The organism is Micromonospora sp. I033 (assembly GCF_053890995.1).
Window position 1 is genome coordinate 15,059 of sequence record NZ_JBSSLX010000048.1, and the last position, 18,348, is coordinate 33,406.

Annotated in this window: 11 protein-coding genes; 8 read left to right on the top strand and 3 right to left on the bottom strand. The window is 73.6% G+C overall.

Annotated features, from left to right (window positions below):
- Nucleotides 1–7 precede the first annotated feature (7 nt).
- The 3 genes from ACW0Q9_RS11290 to ACW0Q9_RS11300 all read left to right on the top strand — a co-directional run bounded on the left by ACW0Q9_RS11290 (nt 8) and on the right by ACW0Q9_RS11300 (nt 6,354).
- The gene (locus tag ACW0Q9_RS11290) at nt 8–973 is read left to right on the top strand and encodes a sugar phosphate isomerase/epimerase family protein (RefSeq protein WP_456180317.1); all 966 of its coding nucleotides are present in this window, start codon (nt 8–10) and stop codon (nt 971–973) included.
- Complete coding sequence (locus tag ACW0Q9_RS11295) at nt 970–2,112, top strand: multicopper oxidase domain-containing protein (RefSeq protein ID WP_456180319.1); 1,143 nt, start codon at nt 970–972, stop codon at nt 2,110–2,112. The genes ACW0Q9_RS11290 and ACW0Q9_RS11295 overlap by 4 nt, the downstream gene beginning before the upstream one ends.
- Nucleotides 2,113–2,298: 186 nt before the next feature.
- Nucleotides 2,299–6,354, top strand: coding sequence for a ThuA domain-containing protein (locus ACW0Q9_RS11300; RefSeq protein WP_456180321.1), 4,056 nt, complete (start codon nt 2,299–2,301; stop codon nt 6,352–6,354).
- Between the two features lie 52 nt (nt 6,355–6,406).
- Here ACW0Q9_RS11300 and ACW0Q9_RS11305 read toward each other — a convergent pair whose 3' ends face one another.
- Nucleotides 6,407–8,815, bottom strand: coding sequence for a M14 family zinc carboxypeptidase (locus ACW0Q9_RS11305; protein ID WP_456180323.1), 2,409 nt, complete (start codon nt 8,813–8,815; stop codon nt 6,407–6,409).
- Between the two features lie 418 nt (nt 8,816–9,233).
- Between ACW0Q9_RS11305 and ACW0Q9_RS11310 the strand changes: the two genes are divergently transcribed.
- Nucleotides 9,234–11,156, top strand: a complete 1,923-nt coding sequence (locus tag ACW0Q9_RS11310; protein WP_456180325.1) for a Xaa-Pro dipeptidyl-peptidase — start codon at nt 9,234–9,236, stop codon at nt 11,154–11,156.
- Between the two features lie 36 nt (nt 11,157–11,192).
- On the opposite strand, the gene ACW0Q9_RS11315 is transcribed toward ACW0Q9_RS11310, so the two are convergent.
- Nucleotides 11,193–12,419 (bottom strand): PucR family transcriptional regulator, encoded by a 1,227-nt coding sequence (locus ACW0Q9_RS11315; protein ID WP_456180327.1) that lies wholly within the window; start codon nt 12,417–12,419, stop codon nt 11,193–11,195.
- A 233-nt stretch (nt 12,420–12,652) separates the two neighbouring features.
- Between ACW0Q9_RS11315 and ACW0Q9_RS11320 the strand changes: the two genes are divergently transcribed.
- From ACW0Q9_RS11320 to ACW0Q9_RS11335, 4 genes are all read left to right on the top strand, one after another.
- On the top strand, nt 12,653–13,564 hold the full coding sequence (locus ACW0Q9_RS11320; RefSeq protein ID WP_456180329.1) for a dihydrodipicolinate synthase family protein: 912 nt from the start codon (nt 12,653–12,655) through the stop codon (nt 13,562–13,564).
- A 161-nt stretch (nt 13,565–13,725) separates the two neighbouring features.
- Nucleotides 13,726–15,783 carry a M6 family metalloprotease domain-containing protein gene (locus ACW0Q9_RS11325; protein ID WP_456180331.1) on the top strand — a complete coding sequence of 686 codons (2,058 nt, stop codon included), beginning with the start codon at nt 13,726–13,728 and terminating at the stop codon, nt 15,781–15,783.
- 69 nt (nt 15,784–15,852) lie between these two features.
- Complete coding sequence (locus tag ACW0Q9_RS11330) at nt 15,853–16,284, top strand: hypothetical protein (protein WP_456180333.1); 432 nt, start codon at nt 15,853–15,855, stop codon at nt 16,282–16,284.
- 114 nt (nt 16,285–16,398) lie between these two features.
- Entirely contained in the window at nt 16,399–16,800 is a 402-nt protein-coding gene (locus ACW0Q9_RS11335) for a TlpA family protein disulfide reductase (RefSeq protein WP_456180335.1), read from the top strand.
- 72 nt (nt 16,801–16,872) lie between these two features.
- On the opposite strand, the gene ACW0Q9_RS11340 is transcribed toward ACW0Q9_RS11335, so the two are convergent.
- Nucleotides 16,873–18,348, bottom strand: a 1,476-nt coding sequence (locus tag ACW0Q9_RS11340) for a CoA transferase (protein WP_456180337.1), incomplete at its 5' end; no start/stop codon positions are given.

Consider the following 18,348-nt stretch of genomic DNA (forward strand, 5'->3'; position numbering starts at 1 on the left):
CACCACCATGGCAAGGAACAGGATCGACCGCCGCGCCCTGCTGCGGGGTCTGGTCGGCTCCACGGTCGCGGTCAGCGCGGCGAGCCTGGCCGGCGCGCTGCCGGCCGGGGCCGCCGACGACGCCGCCGGCCGGCTCATCCCCCAGGGACACCTGGGCATCCAGCTCTACAGCGTGCGCGACAAGATCGCCCAGGTCGGCTTCGCCGCCGTGTTCGAGGAGCTGTCCCGGATCGGCTACCGGGAGGTGGAGTTCGCCGGCTACACCCAGGGGGCCGTCGGCGCCATCACCCCGGAGCAGATCCGCCGGCTGCTCGACGACAACGGCCTGACGGCGGCGGGCAGCCACCGCGGGCTGAACGACTTCCGCACCAACCTGGAGTGGGAGCTGGAGGTCGCCGAGATCCTGGGCATGCCGGCGATCGGCACGGCCCAGGCACCCACCGGCGACCGGACCATCGCCGGCTACCAGCGGGCCGCCGACGAGTTCAACACCTGGGGGGCGGCGGCCGCCGCCCGGGGCCTCAAGCTCTACCAGCACAACCACACCATCGAGTTCAGCTTCGCGGTGGACCGCCCCGACGTGCGGCTCTACGACCTCTTCCTGGAACTCACCGACGACCGGTACGTGTTCCTGGAGCTGGACATCCTGTGGGCGTACGGCGGGGCGCGGAAGTACCCGGGCTTCCGGCCGGTGGACTACGTGAACGCCCACCCGCACCGCTTCCCGCTGTTCCACGTGAAGGACGGCGTGCCACTGCCCGACCCGCAGCAGGGCAACTCCTACGCCGACGTGGAGTTCGGCGCGGGCGTGATCCCGTTCGCCGAGTTCTTCGGCGAGCTGACCGGCCGGGGCCGGTTCGAGTTCCTCTGGGAGCAGGACTCCGCGCCGGGCGCCCAGCCGAACCCGCCCGGCTCGCTGGGCGCGGCCGAGCGCAGCTACCAGCGCATGATCGAGCTGCGGGGGACCCGGTGAGCGCCTGGCGGCTGGTCGAGAACGGGGGGGAGCCCCGGCAGCCCCGGGCCGACCGTCCCCGGACCGGCGGCCGGCGGTTCCTGGTCGTCGCGGCGGTCGTGCTGCTCACCCTGGTCGGCGCCGGCGGGTTCGCCGCCGCCCGGACCGGGATGTTCGCCGAGCGGCCCGACGGCTGCGTCAAGCCCGACCGGACGGTCCAGCTGTACGCGGTGGAGCTGCCCAAGGACGGGACCCAGATCCGGCTCGGCTACGGCCTCACCCCGGAGACGGCCTCCTACCCGGGGCCGCTCATGGAGATGACCGAGGGCGAGTGCCTCGCCATCACCCTGCACAACCAGGTGCCCGAGGCCACCCTGGCCGCCCTGCGCACCAACCCGGACCACCCGCTCGGCGTCTCGCTGCACGTGCACGGGGTCAAGTACACGCAGACCTCCGACGGCACCGTGCAGAGCGGCTCGTACGTCCCGTCCGGCGGCTCGCGCACCTACACCTGGTACGCGCAGCCCCGCAACAACAGGACCGGGGCGCCGGGCACCGCCGGCTACTGGTGGTACCACGACCACGTGGTCGGCGGGCCGCACGGCACCCAGGGCCTGTCCGCCGGCCTCTTCGGCGGCCTGGTGGTCCGGCGCGCCGGCGACCCGAAGCCGGACCGCACCTACACGGTGGTCTTCGGCGACCGGCAGAGCATCAACCTGCGTCGGGGCGAGGCCACCGACACCTGCACCGAGACGAACCCGCAGCCGGGCCCGACCTGCCTGGTCGCCCGCAAGGGGGAGCGGGTCGAGTTCGTGGTGGTCGGCATCGGCAACGACATGCACACCTTCCACCTGCACGGGCACTCCTGGGCGGACACCCGCACCGGCCTGGTGCACAACGGCCAGCCGTTCGCCGACCAGGTGCCGATCATCGACAACAAGACGCTCGGCCCCGGTGACTCGTTCGGCGCCCAGGTGGTCGCCGGCGACTCCGTCGGGCCGGGCCACTGGATGCTGCACTGCCACATGCAGTTCCACTCCGACGCCGGGATGTCCACCATGCTGCACGTCCTGGACGAGAACGGGAACATGCCGCCCGGCATGGACCACGAGCACACCGCCACGGCCGCCGGCGACGGCGGCGCCCACCAGCACGACTGACGGGTCGGTGGCTGCCGGGCCTCAGGGTCGCGGACCGGCAGCCACGGGCCGCACCGCCATCCACACCGCCGCACCGGCCGCCCGCGTACGGGTGGCGCCGGTGGGCGCCCACGCCCTCGTCCGGTGAGCGCCTCACTCTCACCGGCCGATCGACGAACCCGGAAACCCACACCAGGAGGAGTCGAGATGGCCGACAGACGCCATTTCCGGTTCTCCCGCTGGGTCGGCCCCGACGCCGGCCCGACGGGATCCACCACCACACCGACCCCGCCGAGAGCACCGCGCCGCCCCGGCGCCCGCCGCCGGATCGGCGCCCTGGCGTCGAGCGCCGCCCTGGCGCTCGGCGGGCTCGCCCTGCCGGGCCAGACCTTCACCGCGACCCCCGCGGCGGCCGCCGAGGCCGCGGCGGCGGTAAAGGTGCTGGTCTTCCACGGCCCGGTCGACAAGCAGGACGACCCGGTCGCCAAGGCCACCGCCACCATCCGCGAGCTGGGCGAGCAGCACGGCTTCACCGTGGACGACTCCGCCGACCCGGCGGTGTTCAGCTTCGGGAACCTGGCCCGCTACCGGGCGGTGGTGTTCCTCTCCGCCAACGGCGTCACCCTCACCGACACGCAGGAAGCGGCCTTCCAGGCGTACGTGAAGAACGGCGGCGGGTTCGTCGGCGTGCACGACGCCGCCCGCGCCCAGCCGGACTCGTCCTGGTTCACCGGCCTGATCGGCACCCGGCCGGCCGCCGGCCTGCCGAACGCGGAGAAGCCGGTGTCGGCCACGGCGAGCGCGGAGAACCCGCCGAACGAGACCGCCGCGAAGGCGATCGACGGCTCGACCGGCACCAAGTGGCTGGCCTTCGCGCCGACCGGGTGGCTGGCGGCGAAGCTGGCCAAGCCGGTGGTGGTCAGCCGCTACGCGCTCACCTCGGCCAACGACTTCCCCGGCCGGGACCCGAAGAACTGGACCCTCCAGGGCTCCCAGGACGGCACCACCTGGACCGACCTGGACACCCGCAGCAACGAGACCTTCCCGCAGCGGTTCCAGACCCGGCAGTTCAGCTTCACCAACACCACGGCCTACCAGCACTACCGGCTCAACGTCACGGCGAACAGCGGGGAGCCGCTGATCCAGCTCGCCGAGCTGTGGCTGATCGGCCCGGACGCCGGACCGCCGCCGGACACCACCGTGCAGCAGGCCAAGGTCGACCTCACCGACCGGCAGCACCCGGCCAACAAGGGCCTGCCGCTGACCTGGACCCGCGCCGACCAGTGGATCAACTGGGACCCGAGCCCGATCGGCCGGGTGCACACCGTGGCGCAGGTCGAGGAGGGCACCTACAACGCCGGCCTCAGCGGCAACGGCGCCTTCCACCCGGTCTCCTGGTGCCAGGACTACGACGGCGGCCGCTCCTTCTACACCGGGATGGGCCGCACCGAGGCGAGCTGGACCAGCGACAAGCAGTTCCAGGGCCATCTGGCCGGCGCCATCCGGTGGTCGGCCGGCCTGGTCCGCGGTGACTGCCAGGCCACCGTCGCCGCGAACTACCGCGTCGACCGGCTCACCGCCACCAACCAGCCCGGCCAGCTCGACCAGATCGGCGAGCCGCACGGCCTGACCATCGCCCCCGACGGCGGGGTGTTCTACATCGGCAAGGCGGCCTGCCCGAGCGGTCCGGTGGTGAGCTGGGACGACCCGAAGGTCGGTCTCGGCTGCGGCACCATCCACCGCTGGGACCCGGCGACGAAGCAGGTCAAGCTGCTCACCACGCTCGCCGTGATGGGCAACCGGGGCAGCGGCAGCGAGCTGGTGAAGAACGAGGAGGGCCTGGTCGGCATCACCCTCGACCCGAAGTTCGCGCAGAACGGGTGGGTGTACGTCTACTGGATGCCGCACGAGTCCATCGACCGGGACCGGCGGATCGGCCAGCGGACCGTGTCCCGGTTCACCTACGACGCCGGGAAGCAGGCCATCGACCAGGGCACCCGCAAGGACCTGCTGCACTGGGACACCCAAATCCACAGCTGCTGCCACGCCGGCGGCGGGATGACCTTCGACGAGAGCGGCAACCTCTACATCGGCACCGGGGACAGCAACTCCTCCGGCGGCTCCAACGGCTACTCCGGCAACAACTGGACGCAGGAGTACAAGGGCACCTCGTTCCAGGACGCCCGGCGTACCTCCGGCAACACCAACGACCTCAACGGCAAGATCCTGCGCATCCACCCGGAGGCGGACGGCACCTACACCGTGCCGGCCGGCAACCTGTTCACCGGCACCGAGGAGGGCGGCGGCAAGACCCGCCCGGAGATCTACGTGATGGGCGTGCGCAACATCGCCCGGATCGCCTGGGACCCGGTCAACGACTGGCTGACCGCGGCCTGGGTCGGCCCGGACGCCGGCGCCCCGGACCCGAACCTCGGCCCGGCCAAGTACGAGACGGCCACCATCATCACCTCGGCGGGCAACCAGGGCTGGCCCTACTGCATGGGCAACCGGCAGCCGTACCGGGACCGCAGCAACACCGACGCGACCGTGCTGACCGGCTGGTACGACTGCGACAACCTGAAGAACACCTCGCCGCGCAACACCGGCCTGGTGAACATCCCGCCGGCCCGGGACAACATGATCTGGTACTCGCCGCAGGGCGGCGGCCCGGTCTACCCGAAGCGGACCGACGGCAGTGGGCTGCCCACGTACCAGGTCGGGCAGGAGACCTTCACCCAGCCGTACCTCAAGGGCGGCGGGCAGGCCATCATGGACGGGCCGACCTACCAGCGGGAGAAGGTCGACACCAACAGCGGGGTGGCCTGGCCGGCGTACTGGGACAACAAGTGGTTCATCGGCGACCAGTCCAACGCCAACAACCGGGTGGCGGTCACCGTCGACCCGGCCACGGTCGACGAGCACGGCGCGCCCGCGTTCGCCGAGGACCTGCGCCAGATCATCCGCGGCGGCTCCGGCGGCACCCAGCTCCAGTCCTGGATGGATGCCAAGTTCGGCCCGGACGGCGCGCTGTACCTGCTGGACTACGCCGGCGGCTTCTTCAGCCTGCACAGCAACCAGAAGCTGATCCGGATCGCCTACACCGGCGGCGAGGCGACGCCGCGGGCGAGCGACGCGTCCTGGCGGGCCGTCACGCCGAGCCAGCCGAGGACCGTGGCGTTCTCGGCGGCCCGGGCCGGCGGCGTGGCGTGGGAGTGGAACTTCGGTGACGGCAGCGCGCCGTCGCACGAGGCGAACCCCACGCACACCTACGCCGACTACGGCACCTACCAGGTCACGTTGAAGGTGACGTACGCCGACGGCCAGGTCTCCACCGCGAAGATCACCGTCACCGCCGGCTGCGCCGCGCCGGACACCCGCGCGACCGTGCGGATGCTCGACACCGACACCGGCGTGACCAACCACCAGGCCGGCGGCGGCTGCACCGTCAACGACCTGATCGACGACGAGCGGAGCTGGACCAACCACGGCCAGTTCGTCAGCCACGTCGCCGACGTGGTCAACGACCTGCGCGCCGACGGCGTGCTGGACAACCGGGAGGCGCAGAAGCTGAACACCGGCGCCGCCCAGTCGCCGATCGGCAAGGTGGCCGGCTACCGGCCGCTCTTCGACGGCACCGCCGGCTCGCTGGCCGACTGGCGGCAGGCGCCCGGCGGGTCGTTCACGTTGCAGGCGGACGGCACCATCCGCAGCTCCGGCGGGCTGGGGATGCTCTGGTACGCCAAGGACGAGTTCGCGGACTTCTCGCTGCGGCTGAAGTTCCGGGACGTCTCCGCGGGCACCACGTACGCCAACAGCGGGGTCTTCGCCCGGTTCCCGGACCCGCGGACCCCGCTGGACCAGCGGCCGGCCGGCAGCTGCGGCACGGTCGGCTCGGCCCGGTCGTCCCAGGCGTGGGTGGCGATCTACTGCGGTCACGAGATCCAGATCTACGACGGGCCCACCGGCGAGCCGCAGAAGACCGGGTCGATCTACAACTTCGATCCGCAGGGGCTCGACAAGGCCGGAGCGACCCCGAAGGGGACCTGGAACGACTACGAGGTCCGGGTGGTCGGCCAGCACTACACGATCATCCGGAACGGCGTGGTGATCAACGAGTTCGACAACACGCCGGGGAAGGCGTCGTCCCGGGCCGGTGACCCGCCGACCGACCTGCGGCAGTTCCTCAGCGGGTTCGTCGGGTTGCAGAACCACGGCACGAACGACCTGATCGAGTTCCGCGACGTACGGGTGCGCGACCTGTAGTCGCACCGGTGGCGCCGGGCACGGAATCCCTTCCGTGCCCGGCGCTCGCGGGTCAGCCCCCGACAATGCCCTTGCGGAAGTTCCGGCCCGTGCCGTCGGGTTGGTAGTTGTTCTCCACGTTGCCGGCCGCGTCCACCGAGAACCAGTGGACCGTGGTCCCGGCGGGCACCGTCAGCGTCTCCCCGCCCTCCCGGATGCCGGCGGAGGCGTAGAGCGTGGACGAGTAGGTCGGGACCGCACCGTCGAGGGTGTAGAAGACCGCCGCCGGCTCGGTCACCGTGAACGTCACGTCCACCATGCCCGGCGTGTCGCTCGGGGTCACCGACAGGCCGCTCGTCGGCCGCTGGTGGTCGGTGTCGAAGTCCCGGGCCACCCGCATCAGCTCGACCAGGCCGTTGGCGAACTCCATCGTCTCCTGGTGCGCCTCGTCCCAGGCCGGCTGGAACGACGTGCCGACCTCGAAGTTCCAGGCGTAGATGCCGTACTTGTACCAGAGCATGTCACCGGAGTTGCCGGCCGCCGAGTAGAGCACGTCGGAGATCGGGCCGGTGCGGGCCGGCGTCACGGCCATGTTGCGGTGCCGCTTGATGGCGGTGAGGATCCGCGACGAGGCGCCCCAGAAGAACGACTCCTCGGCGAGCGTCGGCCGCGGCGCCGAGACCCGGCCCGGCACGGCGTACGCCCCCGGCGACCACATGAAGTAGTTGCCGGAGGAGTGCAGGTTCATCGAGAACCTGATGTTCTCGTGCTGGGCCAGCCAGTCCAGGTTCCGGTTCTCCGGCTCGGACAGCTCGCTCGGCCCGGCGTGGGTGTCGCCGGTGCAACTGCTCGACGCGCCGGAGTAGCCGTCGAACAGGCTGTACTCGGTGTAGTTGCGGTTGTTGTCCACGCCCCACGAGTTGCGGGCCAGGGCGTCGGCCGCGCCGGTCAGCGGGCAGTGGTTGGTCATGTTCCGGCGCTGCGAGGCGAAGTCGTAGAACGAGTAGTGGCCGCCGTCCGGGTTGACCGACGGGGCGATCCAGATGTCCAGGTTGTTGAGCAGTTGCTTGGTCCGGCCGTCGTGGCCGTAGTTGCGCAGCAGCCGCTCGGCGCTCTCCACGGCGACCAGCGGCGGCACCCACTCGCGGGCGTGCTCCTGGGCGTAGGCGAGGACACCCGGCCGGGAGCCGTCGCGGTGCTTGCCGATCCGGATCGCGTACACCGGGTGGGGGTCGCGGGAGACCGTCGCGGGCGCCCGCAGGCCGTCGGTGAGCATGGTCCGCGCGGCCGGCGCCACCACGCCCGCGCCCGCGTTGCCGCGGTAGGTGTACGCCCGGACCAGCGTGCCGGCGCGGGCGTTGAGCGCCGCGACGACCTGGGCGGCGGTGCTGGTCAGCGCGCCGGCGGCGTCCGTCGCCAGGTGCACCCGGATATCGCGGCCCGTCACGGTCACCGCCAGCGGCTGGTTCGCGGCGCCCGGGTCGAGCAGCTCGACGGAGATGTCGTTGCCGCCCTGGTGCCCCCAGGCGAGCGAGTCGACCGCGACCCGCCCGGCGTTGGCGGTGCCGAGCACCGTCTGCGCCTTGCGGCGGTAGCCGTTCGTCTTGTACGGCAGCTTGACGATCTCGGCCAGGTCGGGGAACTCGGCGGCGAGCTGGTGGATCCGGGCGTACAGCTCGGTCGGTGTCAGGTAGCTGGTGACGAAGTCCTTCTGGTAGCCCGGGCCCTCCGGGTCGTCGGCCGGGATCGGCAGCCACTCCTTGACCTGGGCGACCGCCACCCCGCCGGTGGGACTGGTGATCCGGATCCGGTCCGGCCGGGCGGTCACCGCCGCCGCGCCCCGGTGGTAGAGGTAGACGCCGGCGTCCACGAAGCGGGAGATGGTCTGGCTGCCGCCCGAGCCGATCTCGGTGCCGGGGCCGCTGTCCCGCTGCACGGTGAGCGTGCTGGTCGAGGTCTGGCCCTGGGCCCACTTCGCCTCGACGGAGAGGATCTGGCTGGTGCCGGAGGTGTAGTAGTCGGCGCGGATGATCCGCACGTCCGCGGCGTCCGGGGCGGCCAGGGTCGCGGTGAACGCCTGGTTCTCCGCGACGTGGGCGGCGATCGTCGCCGCGCGTTCCTCGACCCGGTCTGCCGAGTCCGCGGCCCGGAAGACGACGTCGCCGAGCCGGTAGCCCCGGGCGCGCAGGGCCGCCGCCTCGCTCGGGGTGACCACCGCGTGGGCGACGATGCCCTCCTCGGTGCGGGAGACGTCATGGTCGAGGTCGACGCCGGTGGCGACGAGCCGGTCCAGCTCGGCGGAGTCGGCGAGCAGGACCTCGACCACGCTCGCCGCCTCGTCGGGCAGCCGGCTCAGTTCGGTGCTCCCGTCGGCCGGCGGGGTGACCGCGGCGGCCGGGCTGACCAGGATGAGGGCCGAGACGGCCGCGATCGCGACGACGGGTGCCCGCCAGCGGCGGGTACCGGGGTTGGGTAGGCGCATCGTTGCCCCTCTTCGTTCGTGGGTGGGAACTGCGGGCTTCGACGGTCGGCGGAATCGAGGTCGGGGTGCCCCGGAGGTCCGGTGCGACCAACGGATGAGGGCGGACGGGTCGACGGGCCGTGCCGGTGCGGCGGCGGGCGGCCCGGTGCCGCGAGATCACCTCGGAGCGGGTCGGTAGCGGGCGACTGGCCAGCGGATTGGCCAAATCCTGTGCCCACCCACCGTGCCCTGTCAACGACTGTCCGTTCCGGACCGCCGGGTGTCGGTCGGCCTGCGACAGGCGTAGGAGCCGGGCGCGGCCATCTTCCACAGGTGTCCGATGACCGGCACGTCCGTCGATCCGTAGGTTCGGGGCGACCGTCGCGGCGGCGTGCCTCCGGTACGCCGCCGACCGGCGGCCGCTGCGGGGAGGAGGAGCATGCGGATGCGAAGCGGAAGACATGCCTGGCGGGCCGCGGTGGTGGCCCTGGCGGTCGCCGTCACCGGCCTGCCGGCGACCGGCGCCCTGGCCCAGCCGGGCGCGGACGAGCAGGCCCGGCTGGTGATCGAGGGCGGGGTCACCCAGCCGGTGTTCGACTACGCCGACGCCGTCCGGGAACGGATCTTCGTCACCTCGGACGTGGACACCGACGGCGACGGCGCCCGCGACGTCGTGGCCATGGACATCATCCGGCCCCGGGCCAGCGAGAGCGGGCTCAAGGTGCCGGTGGTGATGGACGCCAGCCCGTACTACTCGACGGTCTGCCGGGGCAACGAGGGCGAGTGCAAGGCCGACGTCGACGGCGACGGGTTGAACGACACCTGGCCGCTGTTCTACGACAACTACTTCGTCCCGCGCGGCTACGCGGTGGTCCTGCTCGACATGATCGGCACCAACAACTCGACCGGCTGCCCGGTCACCGGCGGCCGGGCCGACAACATCAGCGCGCCGACGGCGATCGACTGGCTCAACGGGCGCCGGCCGGGCGTCGACGCCGCCGGCCGGGAGGTCGTGGCGGACTGGCACAACGGCCGCACCGGCATGATCGGCAAGTCGTACGACGGCACCCTGGCCAACGCCGCCGCGGCCGACGGGGTGGCGGGGCTGACCACCATCGTGCCGATCTCGGCCATCTCCAGCTGGTACGACTACTCCCGGAGCAACGGCCTGGTCACCCGGGCGAACAACTACTCGGGCAGCCTCTCGAACACAGTCACCAACCCGGCCCGCCGCGCGTACTGCGCCCCGGTGCGGGCCGCCCTCGGGCAGGGCGGCGACGACGCCACCGGGGACTACAACGACTTCTGGGCGGAGCGGGACTACGTGCCGCACGCCGACCGGGTGCGGGCCAGCGTCTTCGTGGTGCACGGCATCAACGACGACAACGTCCGCCCGGACCACTTCAGCAAGTGGTGGGCCGCGCTGGGCGAGCAGGGCGTGCCGCGCAAGCTCTGGCTGACCGGCACCGGCCACGTCGACCCGTTCGACTTCCGGCGGGGCGCCTGGGTGGACACGCTGCACCGCTGGTTCGACCACTGGCTCCAGGGCGTCGACAACGGGATCATGGGGGAGCCGGCCGTCGACATCGAGCGGGCGCCGGACGTCTGGGAGACCGCGCGCACCTGGCCGCTGCCGGACGCCCGGCCGACCCAGGTGTTCCTCCGGGCGCCCGAGGCCGGGAACGTCGGCGGGCTCGCCGTCCGCTCCGGCCCGGGCAACGGGTCGGCGACCTTCCAGGACACCCCCACGATGAGCGCCACCAACGCCATCCGCCACCCGTCGGACCCGGCGGCGAACACCGAGAACCGGCTGGTGTTCCTCTCCGCGCCGCTGACGGCGCCGCTGCACGTCTCGGGCACCCCGGTGGTGAGGATCAACGCCACGGTCGACGGTGCGGACACCAGCTTCGCCGGGATCCTCGTCGACTACGGCACCCGCCCGCGGTTCAGCACCAGCGGTGACGGCATCCGGACGCTGACCGACGAGGACTGCTGGGGCGCGTCGGCGACCTGGGGCGGCTTCCTCGAGAACGCCTGCTACCGGAAGACCGAGAAGACCGTCGCGGCCAACCCGCAGGAGCTGGTCACCAAGGGGATCATCGACGGCCTCAACCTGGACTCGCCGTCGGTGTCGACGCCGCTGGTGCCCGGGCAGAAGACCGCGGTCGACCTGAACCTGCTCCCCGAGGACTACGTCTTCGACGCCGGCCACCAGATCGGCGTGGTCCTGCTCGGCTCCTACTCCGGCTACAGCAGCCGGGCCAAGCAGACCCGGGCGCACATCACCGTCCACTTCGATCGCAGCCGGATCACCCTGCCGGTGGTCGGCGGCCGGACGGCGGCGGAGGCCGCCGGCCTGTAGGAGAGTCCGGGGCGGGGCGACGGCGCCCCGCCCCGGTCACCGTTCCGGCTGGTACCGGCCGGTGAGCCGGCCCAGCTTCAGCGCCAGGTGCAGGCAGAGCCGCTCGTTGCCGTCCTTGAGGTCGGTCCCGGCGAGCAGCTCCACCCGCTGCAGCCGGTAGTACAGCGTCGTCCGGTGCAGTCGCAGCCGTTCGGCGGTGGCGTGCGCGTTGCCGGCCAGGTCCAGGTAGACCTCCAGGGTCTCCAGCAGCACCTGGTGCGCCTCGTCGCCGAGCAGCCGGCCCAGCCCGGGGTGCACCCGCGCGACGTCCAGGTGACGGGCGTCCACCCCGGACAGCAGCCGGTAGATGCCCAGGTCGGCCCAGGGCACGACCGGGCCCAGAGCGGGCAGTTGCACGCCCACCCGGGCCGCCTGGAACGCCTCCTGGTAGGACAGGAGGCTGTCGTACAGCCGGGGCCGGCCGTCGCCGACGCCGAGCACCGTCCGGCTCACCGACGCCAGCCCCCGGGTGGCCGCGCGGAGGGCCTGGTCGAGGTGGGCGGCGGCGTCCTCGGCCGCCACCCGGCCGGTGGCCCGCCCGCCGCAGAGCAGCAGCACCCCGTGGTCGTGCCGGACCAGGTGCAGGGTCTCCCGGGACCCGACCCACTGCCGGGTGGCGACCAGCGCGTGCTCCAGGGCGATCCGGGCCGCGTCGTCCAGCACGTCGTCCCGGGCCACCGCGAGCTGGGCGACCAGCGCGGTGACCTGGCCGTCCCGGGCCACCACGCCCTCGGTCAGCAGCGACCGCACGGCCTCCCGCCGGGCCTCCGGGGACTCCACCAGGAGCGTCCGGGTGGCCTCCGCCTCCCGCTGCGAGGTCAGCTCGCCGAGCAGGTTCTCCCGGTAGAGGGCCAGCGACAGGTCCGGCATCGCCTCGGTCACCACCGAGATGTCCTCGTCGGTCATCCCGTCGACCGCGTCGATGAACCAGACGAAGCCCAGCAGCAGGTCCTGGTGCCGGATCGGCACGCAGACCCGGGGGAGCAGGTCCAGGTCGGGGCAGGCCGGGGTCCGGACCGGCTGCCGGGCCTCCATGATGCCGATCTCCCGGGCCCAGGCGATCACCTCCGGCGTGGTGTGCCGGCGCAGGATCGAGCTGCGGCGCACGCCGTCGATCACCCCGGTGTGTTCGCTGTAGACGACGACGCGCTGGCGCCGGTCCTCGATGAGCGCCGGACGCTTCACCCGCGCGGCGACCCGGTCGACGATGCGTTGCAGCTCCATGCGCATGCGCTTCCCCCGGACCGGCCCGGGTCCCGGCGGGGTCCCCGCACGGCGCGGGCCGGACGTGTGCTGGTAGGACCCTGGGCCTACCTTCCGATGATGTTGGCGGGCGCGCAATACCCCGCGACAGCCGTACCCGGCCGGCGCGGCGCGGTTCCGGCATCTGTCGGAAGACCGCGGCCCGGGACACCCCTAACGTGTGCGGGGCCGGTCCGCCGAGAAGGGAAACCGTCGTGGCCGCAACCAGACCCTGGCGGGGCGTCGTGGTCGCCCTCCCCACGCCGTTCCGGAGTGATCTCTCCGTCGACTACGACCGGCTCCAGGAGCACGTGCGGTGGCTGGGCGACGCCGGCTGCCGGGGCGTGACCCCGTGCGGCCCGCTCGGGGAGTACCCCGCGCTGTCCGAGGGGGAGCGCGCCGACGTGGTCCGCGCCGCCGTGGAGGCGGCGCCGCCGGGGTGCGCGGTGCTGCCTGCCGTCGGGGGGTACGGCAGCCGGCAGGCGCGCCACTGGGCCGAGCGGGCGCGGGACGCCGGAGCGCAGGCGGTGCTCGCCCCGCCACCGGTCGGCTACCCGGGCGGCCCCGCCGAGGTGGTCGCCCACTACCGGGAGGTGGCCGCCGTCGGGCTGCCGGTGGTGGTGTGCCGCGACCCGGCCGAGGCCACGGTGGACCTCACGCCGGACCTGCTCGCCCGGATCGCCGAGACCGACGGTGTGGTGGCGGTACGCGAGGACGACGTCCGCCGGCTGCACCGGGTCCGCGACCTCTGCCCCCACCTCGACGTGCTGGCCGGCGCCGACGACGTGCTGCTGGAGCTGACCGTGTGCGGCGCGACCGGGTGGCTCGCGCGCTGCCCCAACGCCCTGCCCGGGCTCTGCCTGCGCCTGCACCGGCTCTGCGCCGACCGTGACCTGACCGCCGCGCTGCCGCTCTACGCCCGGTTGCACCCGCTGCTCGGCTGGGGCGCCCGCACCGAGGGGGTGCAGGCCGTGAAGCTGGCCATGGGGCTGGCCGGCCGGTACGGCGGCCCGTGCCGGCCACCCCGCGGCGCGCTGCCACCGGAGCTGGAGGAGCGGCTGTGCCGGGACCTGCGGCGGGCCGAGCGGGCCGAGCGGTCCGACGCCGGGCCGGTGCCCGCGGCGTGACGTCCTGCACGTGTCGGAAGTCGCCGGTCCACCTGCCGACATCTGCACGGTGACCGCCGCGCCGGCCGGCTCCTAGGGTCGGGATCGGGCGTGATCAATGCGGACGGTGAGCGCCCCTGATCGCCCCGCCCACTCCAGCCCCTGACCTGAGAGGTGACTCGATGCACCTTCTGCCCACCAGGCGTGCGGTGTGGCGCTCGGTGCTGGCCGCCGCCGTCACGACCGTCCTGGTCGCGACCGGCGCCGCCGGGCCGGCCTCCGCCGCGCCGGGCGCCCCGCCGGACGCGCCCGCCCCGTTCCAGCCGCTCGACCCCCAGCGCTGGCAGAACCCCGACACGATGACCTGGGACGACTACCGGCAGGTGCCGAACCGGAACTGGGCCGACCCGGCCGTGCGCGGCTCGGTCCGCAACTTCAAGATCGCGCTGGTCACGCTGGACTATGTGGACCAGCCGTTCGTCATCACCCAGCCGGCCGGCTCCACGGTCTTCGGCAACCCGCAGGCGACCGCCGCGAACGTGCCCCGGACCCAGGTCGCGGGGTTCTACACCGACTTCCTCAACAAGCCGGGCGACCTCAACCGGGGCCACACCCTGCACGAGTACTGGATGCAGGACTCCAACGGCCGGTACGGGGTGGACCTGACCGGCTTCGGCCCCTACGAGATGCCCTCGAAGTCCTACCAGTACGGCATCGACAACCGCTTCAACCCCGGCGCCTGCCCCGCCGGGGAGACCTGCAACCGGAACATCCGCACCGACGGGCTTGGCGCCTGGCGGGCGGCGGTCGGCGACGCGGTGGCCGACAGCTTCGAGCTGGTCTTCATCCTCTCGGCCGGCCAGGACGAGTCCTCGACCTGGCAGGAGTTCGGCCAGATGATGTTCCAGACCAAGGAGGACGTGCCGGACGCGTGGGGCCCGCCGGATCCCGCCCTGCCCAACCACGCGAGCACCCGGTACGTCGAGTGGACCTCGTGGAAGGCGGCCGCCAGCATCTGGCCGAACGCCGGCGGCGGCTCGTCCACCCAGGCGGAGAGCTCCGGCATGGGCGTGTACGCCCACGAGCTGAGCCACCTGCTCAGCATCGCCGACAACTACAACAACCCGTACGGCACGCCGTTGCAGCGCGCGTACACCGGCATCTGGAGCATGATGTCGCGCGGGTCGTTCAACGGGCCCGGCGGGCCGCACACCCGCTGGCAGATCCCGCCGGTCAACGGCGGCTCGATGGGATCGCTGCACACGGTACGGGACAAGCTGAAGATCGGGCTGCTCGGTGAGGAGCACGTGCTGCGGCTGTCCCGGGAGGGGCTGGCCACCTCCGGAATGGTGGTCGCCGACGTGACCGCCCGCGCCGTGGACGCCGGCCCCGGCGGGCTGACCGGCCTCAACATCGCGATGAACGAGGACCGCTCGCCGAAGTGCGTCGTCACCACCGACCCCCTGTGCGACGGTGGCAGGTACAACAACTACACCGTCGAGGTCGTCGACCGGATGGGCGCGGACTCGTTCACCCCGGACAGCGGCGTGCTGATCAGCAAGACCAAGAACGCCGACAGCGCGCCGTTCGTGTGGGTGGTCGACGCCAACCCGCAGGACATCGACATGGTCGACTTCTACCAGCCGAACGGCACCCCGCAGAAGATCACCATGGGCGACTACCGGCAGCTGTCCGACGCGCTGTTCCACGCCGGCGCCAACTCCGGCAGCGAGTACGAGTACGTGGACGAGGCCAACCGGCTGCACTTCTACGTGCTCAACCTGCGCCGGGACGGCGACGGGGTGCTGTCCTACACGGTGGCCGTCCGGTCGCTGGACGGCGCCGGGCCCAGCGAGCACGGGGTGGCACTCTCCAAGGGCCACCTGGTGACCCGGGGCGAGCCCACCGGCAGGGGCGCGACCTGCACGTTCGACCTGACCAACACGGGGACCCACGTGGCCGGCGGGCAGCCGCACCCGGAGGACGCCGGCGCGTACCTGACGTCGGACGTCTACCGGCTCTCGGCGACCGTCGGTGGCCAGGGCTGGCGGGTGGAGCTGCCGAACGAGCTGGCCACGGCCGAGTTCGGGGCCAGCACCCCGGTCGCCGTCTCGGTCGGGGCCGGCTCCGGCGCGACCGCGACCACCCTGGTGACGCTCACCGCCACCTCGGAGAGCGACCCGAGCAGGACCGTGACCAGCCAGTGCCGGGTCGAACGGCCCCGCGCGCTGCTCGGCTGACCCTCCCCCGGGGCGGTGCGGACCGCGTGCCGCGCCGCCCCCGGGCCGGCCCGACGAACTGGAGGACAGATGCGCCGCCTGCTGGCAGCGCTGGTGCTGCCGCCGTTGCTCACCGGTGCGCTCACCGCGTGCGGTGACGCCGAGGAGGCCCGGTCGGCGATGACCGTGCGGGTGCTCGTCCGGGACATCAACATCCGGCCGGCGGGCGTCGAGTGCGCCGGGACCGGCCCCTACACCCACTTCCACAACCGGGCGCCGTTCCAGGTGGTCGACACCGCCGGCCGGACGCTCGCCGAGGGCGCGCTCTCACCGGGCCGGTCGGTGGCGACCTTCGCCGAGGACCTGGAGGTGCCGCGCGTGCCGACGTACTGCGAGTTCGCCGTGCCGGTCGACCTGGCCGCGCGGGACGCCTACCGGCTGGTCGTCGACGGGCACCCGCCGGTCGACCTCACCCCGAACGACAGCGAGGGACCGGCGCTGGTCGCGGTGGTGCCGTCGTGACCCGGGGGTACGCCGCCCGCCTGACCGCCGCCGGGCTGGTGCTCGCGGCGGCGCTGGCCGCGGCCGGCTGCTCCGGCGGCGGCGACGCGCCGGCCCGGCCGGAGCCGGTCGCCGGTGACGGCCGGCGCGCTCACCGACGGCAGCCGGGTGGTCCTCGCCGAGCTGTGGGCCGACCGCCCGGTCGTGCTGGTCTTCTTCACCTCGTGGTGCACGCTCTGCGCCGACCGTCAGGCGGCTCTGAGCGAGCTGGCCCGCCGCCACCGGAACGAGATCGTCTTCGTCGGGGTGGCCACCGAGGACAAGCCCGCGGACGTCCAGCGGTACCTGCGGGAGCACCGGGTCGCGTACCCCGTCGCGCTGGACGCCGACGGCGCGATCTGGCGGTCGTACGCGGTCCGGGAACCCCCGGCCGTGGTGGTCGTGGCCAAGGGCGGTGCGCTGCTGCGCGGCTGGCCGGGGGGCGTGGACGCGGCGACCCTCGACGCCGAGCTGCGCAGGCTCGTGCTCGCGCCCTGACCGGCGGCGTCCGCGTCGGGCACCAGCAGCTCCGGCGGTTCCTGCCCCATCGGTTCCTGCTCCGCCGCGTGCTCAGCGATCCAGCCAGGCCGGCGGGTCGCCGCCCCAGCGGGTCGGCGGGCTCGCCCAGGTACGCCGACCGCCGGGCACCGTGACCGGCGGCAGCGCGTACCGGAGGCGGCCCGCGGGAGCGTCCCGCTCGGCGCACCAGGGTTCCGGGTCCGGCGGGGCGGCGGCCGGCACCGGCCCGGCCGGCAGGTCGTGCCGCAGCCACCGGGCGGTACGCGCCAGCGAGAGCTCGGCGGTCCAGGCGCCCCCGTCGCCGGCGCGCAGCGCCAGCGCCCGGAGCACCGCCGCGGCGAGCAGGTAGCCGGTGCCGTGGTCGAGCGCCTGGGCGGGCAGCACCCCCGGCGTGCCGTCCGGCCGCCGCTCGATCTCGGCGATGCCGGTGGCGGCCTGCACCAGGCTGTCGAAGCCGCGCCGCCCGGCCCACGGGCCGGTGTCGCCCCAGGCCGACAGCCGCGCCACCACGAGGTCGGGGCGGTGCCGGCGCAGCGCCTCGGGCGAGAGACCCCACCGGTCCAGCGCTCCCGGCCGGTAGCCGGTGACCACCACGTCGGCGTCGGCGAGCAGCGCCGCGAACCGGGCCCGGTCGGCGTCCCGGCCCAGGTCGAGCAGGGTGGACCGCTTGCCGGCGTCGGTGTCCAGGTGCTGCGGCTCCAGCTCCGGCAGCCCGGGAGAGTCGACGCGCAGCACGTCGGCGCCGAGCAGGGCCAGGAACCGGGTGGCCACCGGACCGGCGATCACCCGGGTCAGGTCGAGCACGCGTACCCCGGCGGCGGGCAGTCCGGCCGGCGCGGGTGACGCCGTACGGGCCGCCGCCGGTGCGTCGGCGCGTAACCGGACCAGGGGTTCCGCCGCGACGGCCGCCGCCTGCGGATGCGCGTCCCACCCGGCCGGCGTGCGGGCGGCGACGGCGAGCCCGCCCGCCGCGGTCACCCGCTGCTCGACCTCGGCCGCCGGGTGGGCGCCGATCCGCTCGCCCACCGTCGCCACCAGGGCGTCGTCGTCGGCGCGCGCCGGGTCGAGGTCGAGCGCGGCCAGCAGCCGCCGCCGGTGGTGCGGGTAGTTGGCGTGGGTACGCACCCAGCCGTCGGCGGCCGGCCAGAACCGGGACAGCGGGGCGAAGCCGCTGAACGCCCGCCCGTCCACCCGCAGGTGCCGGTCGCTGGTGAAGGAGACCGCCACGGCGCGGCGGTCCACGGCCAGCGGGCCGTCCGTTCCGGCCCCGCGGGCCCGGGCCAGCTCCAGGGCGGCCAGCCCGGCGGCGGCGACGCAGGCCACGGCCAGGTCGGTGACCGGCAGCCGGGCCGGCAGCACCCCGGCGGGACCGGCCGGCCGCACCGCCGCGACGGCGGCCGGGTCCCCGCCCAGCGCGGCCCAGGCCGACCGGATCGCGTCAGTCGTCGGGTTCGTCACGCCGACGATCATCGCACCGCCCGGCGGCGGCCCCGCGCTCAGCCGGGTCGCCGGGTCTTCGAAGGCGAC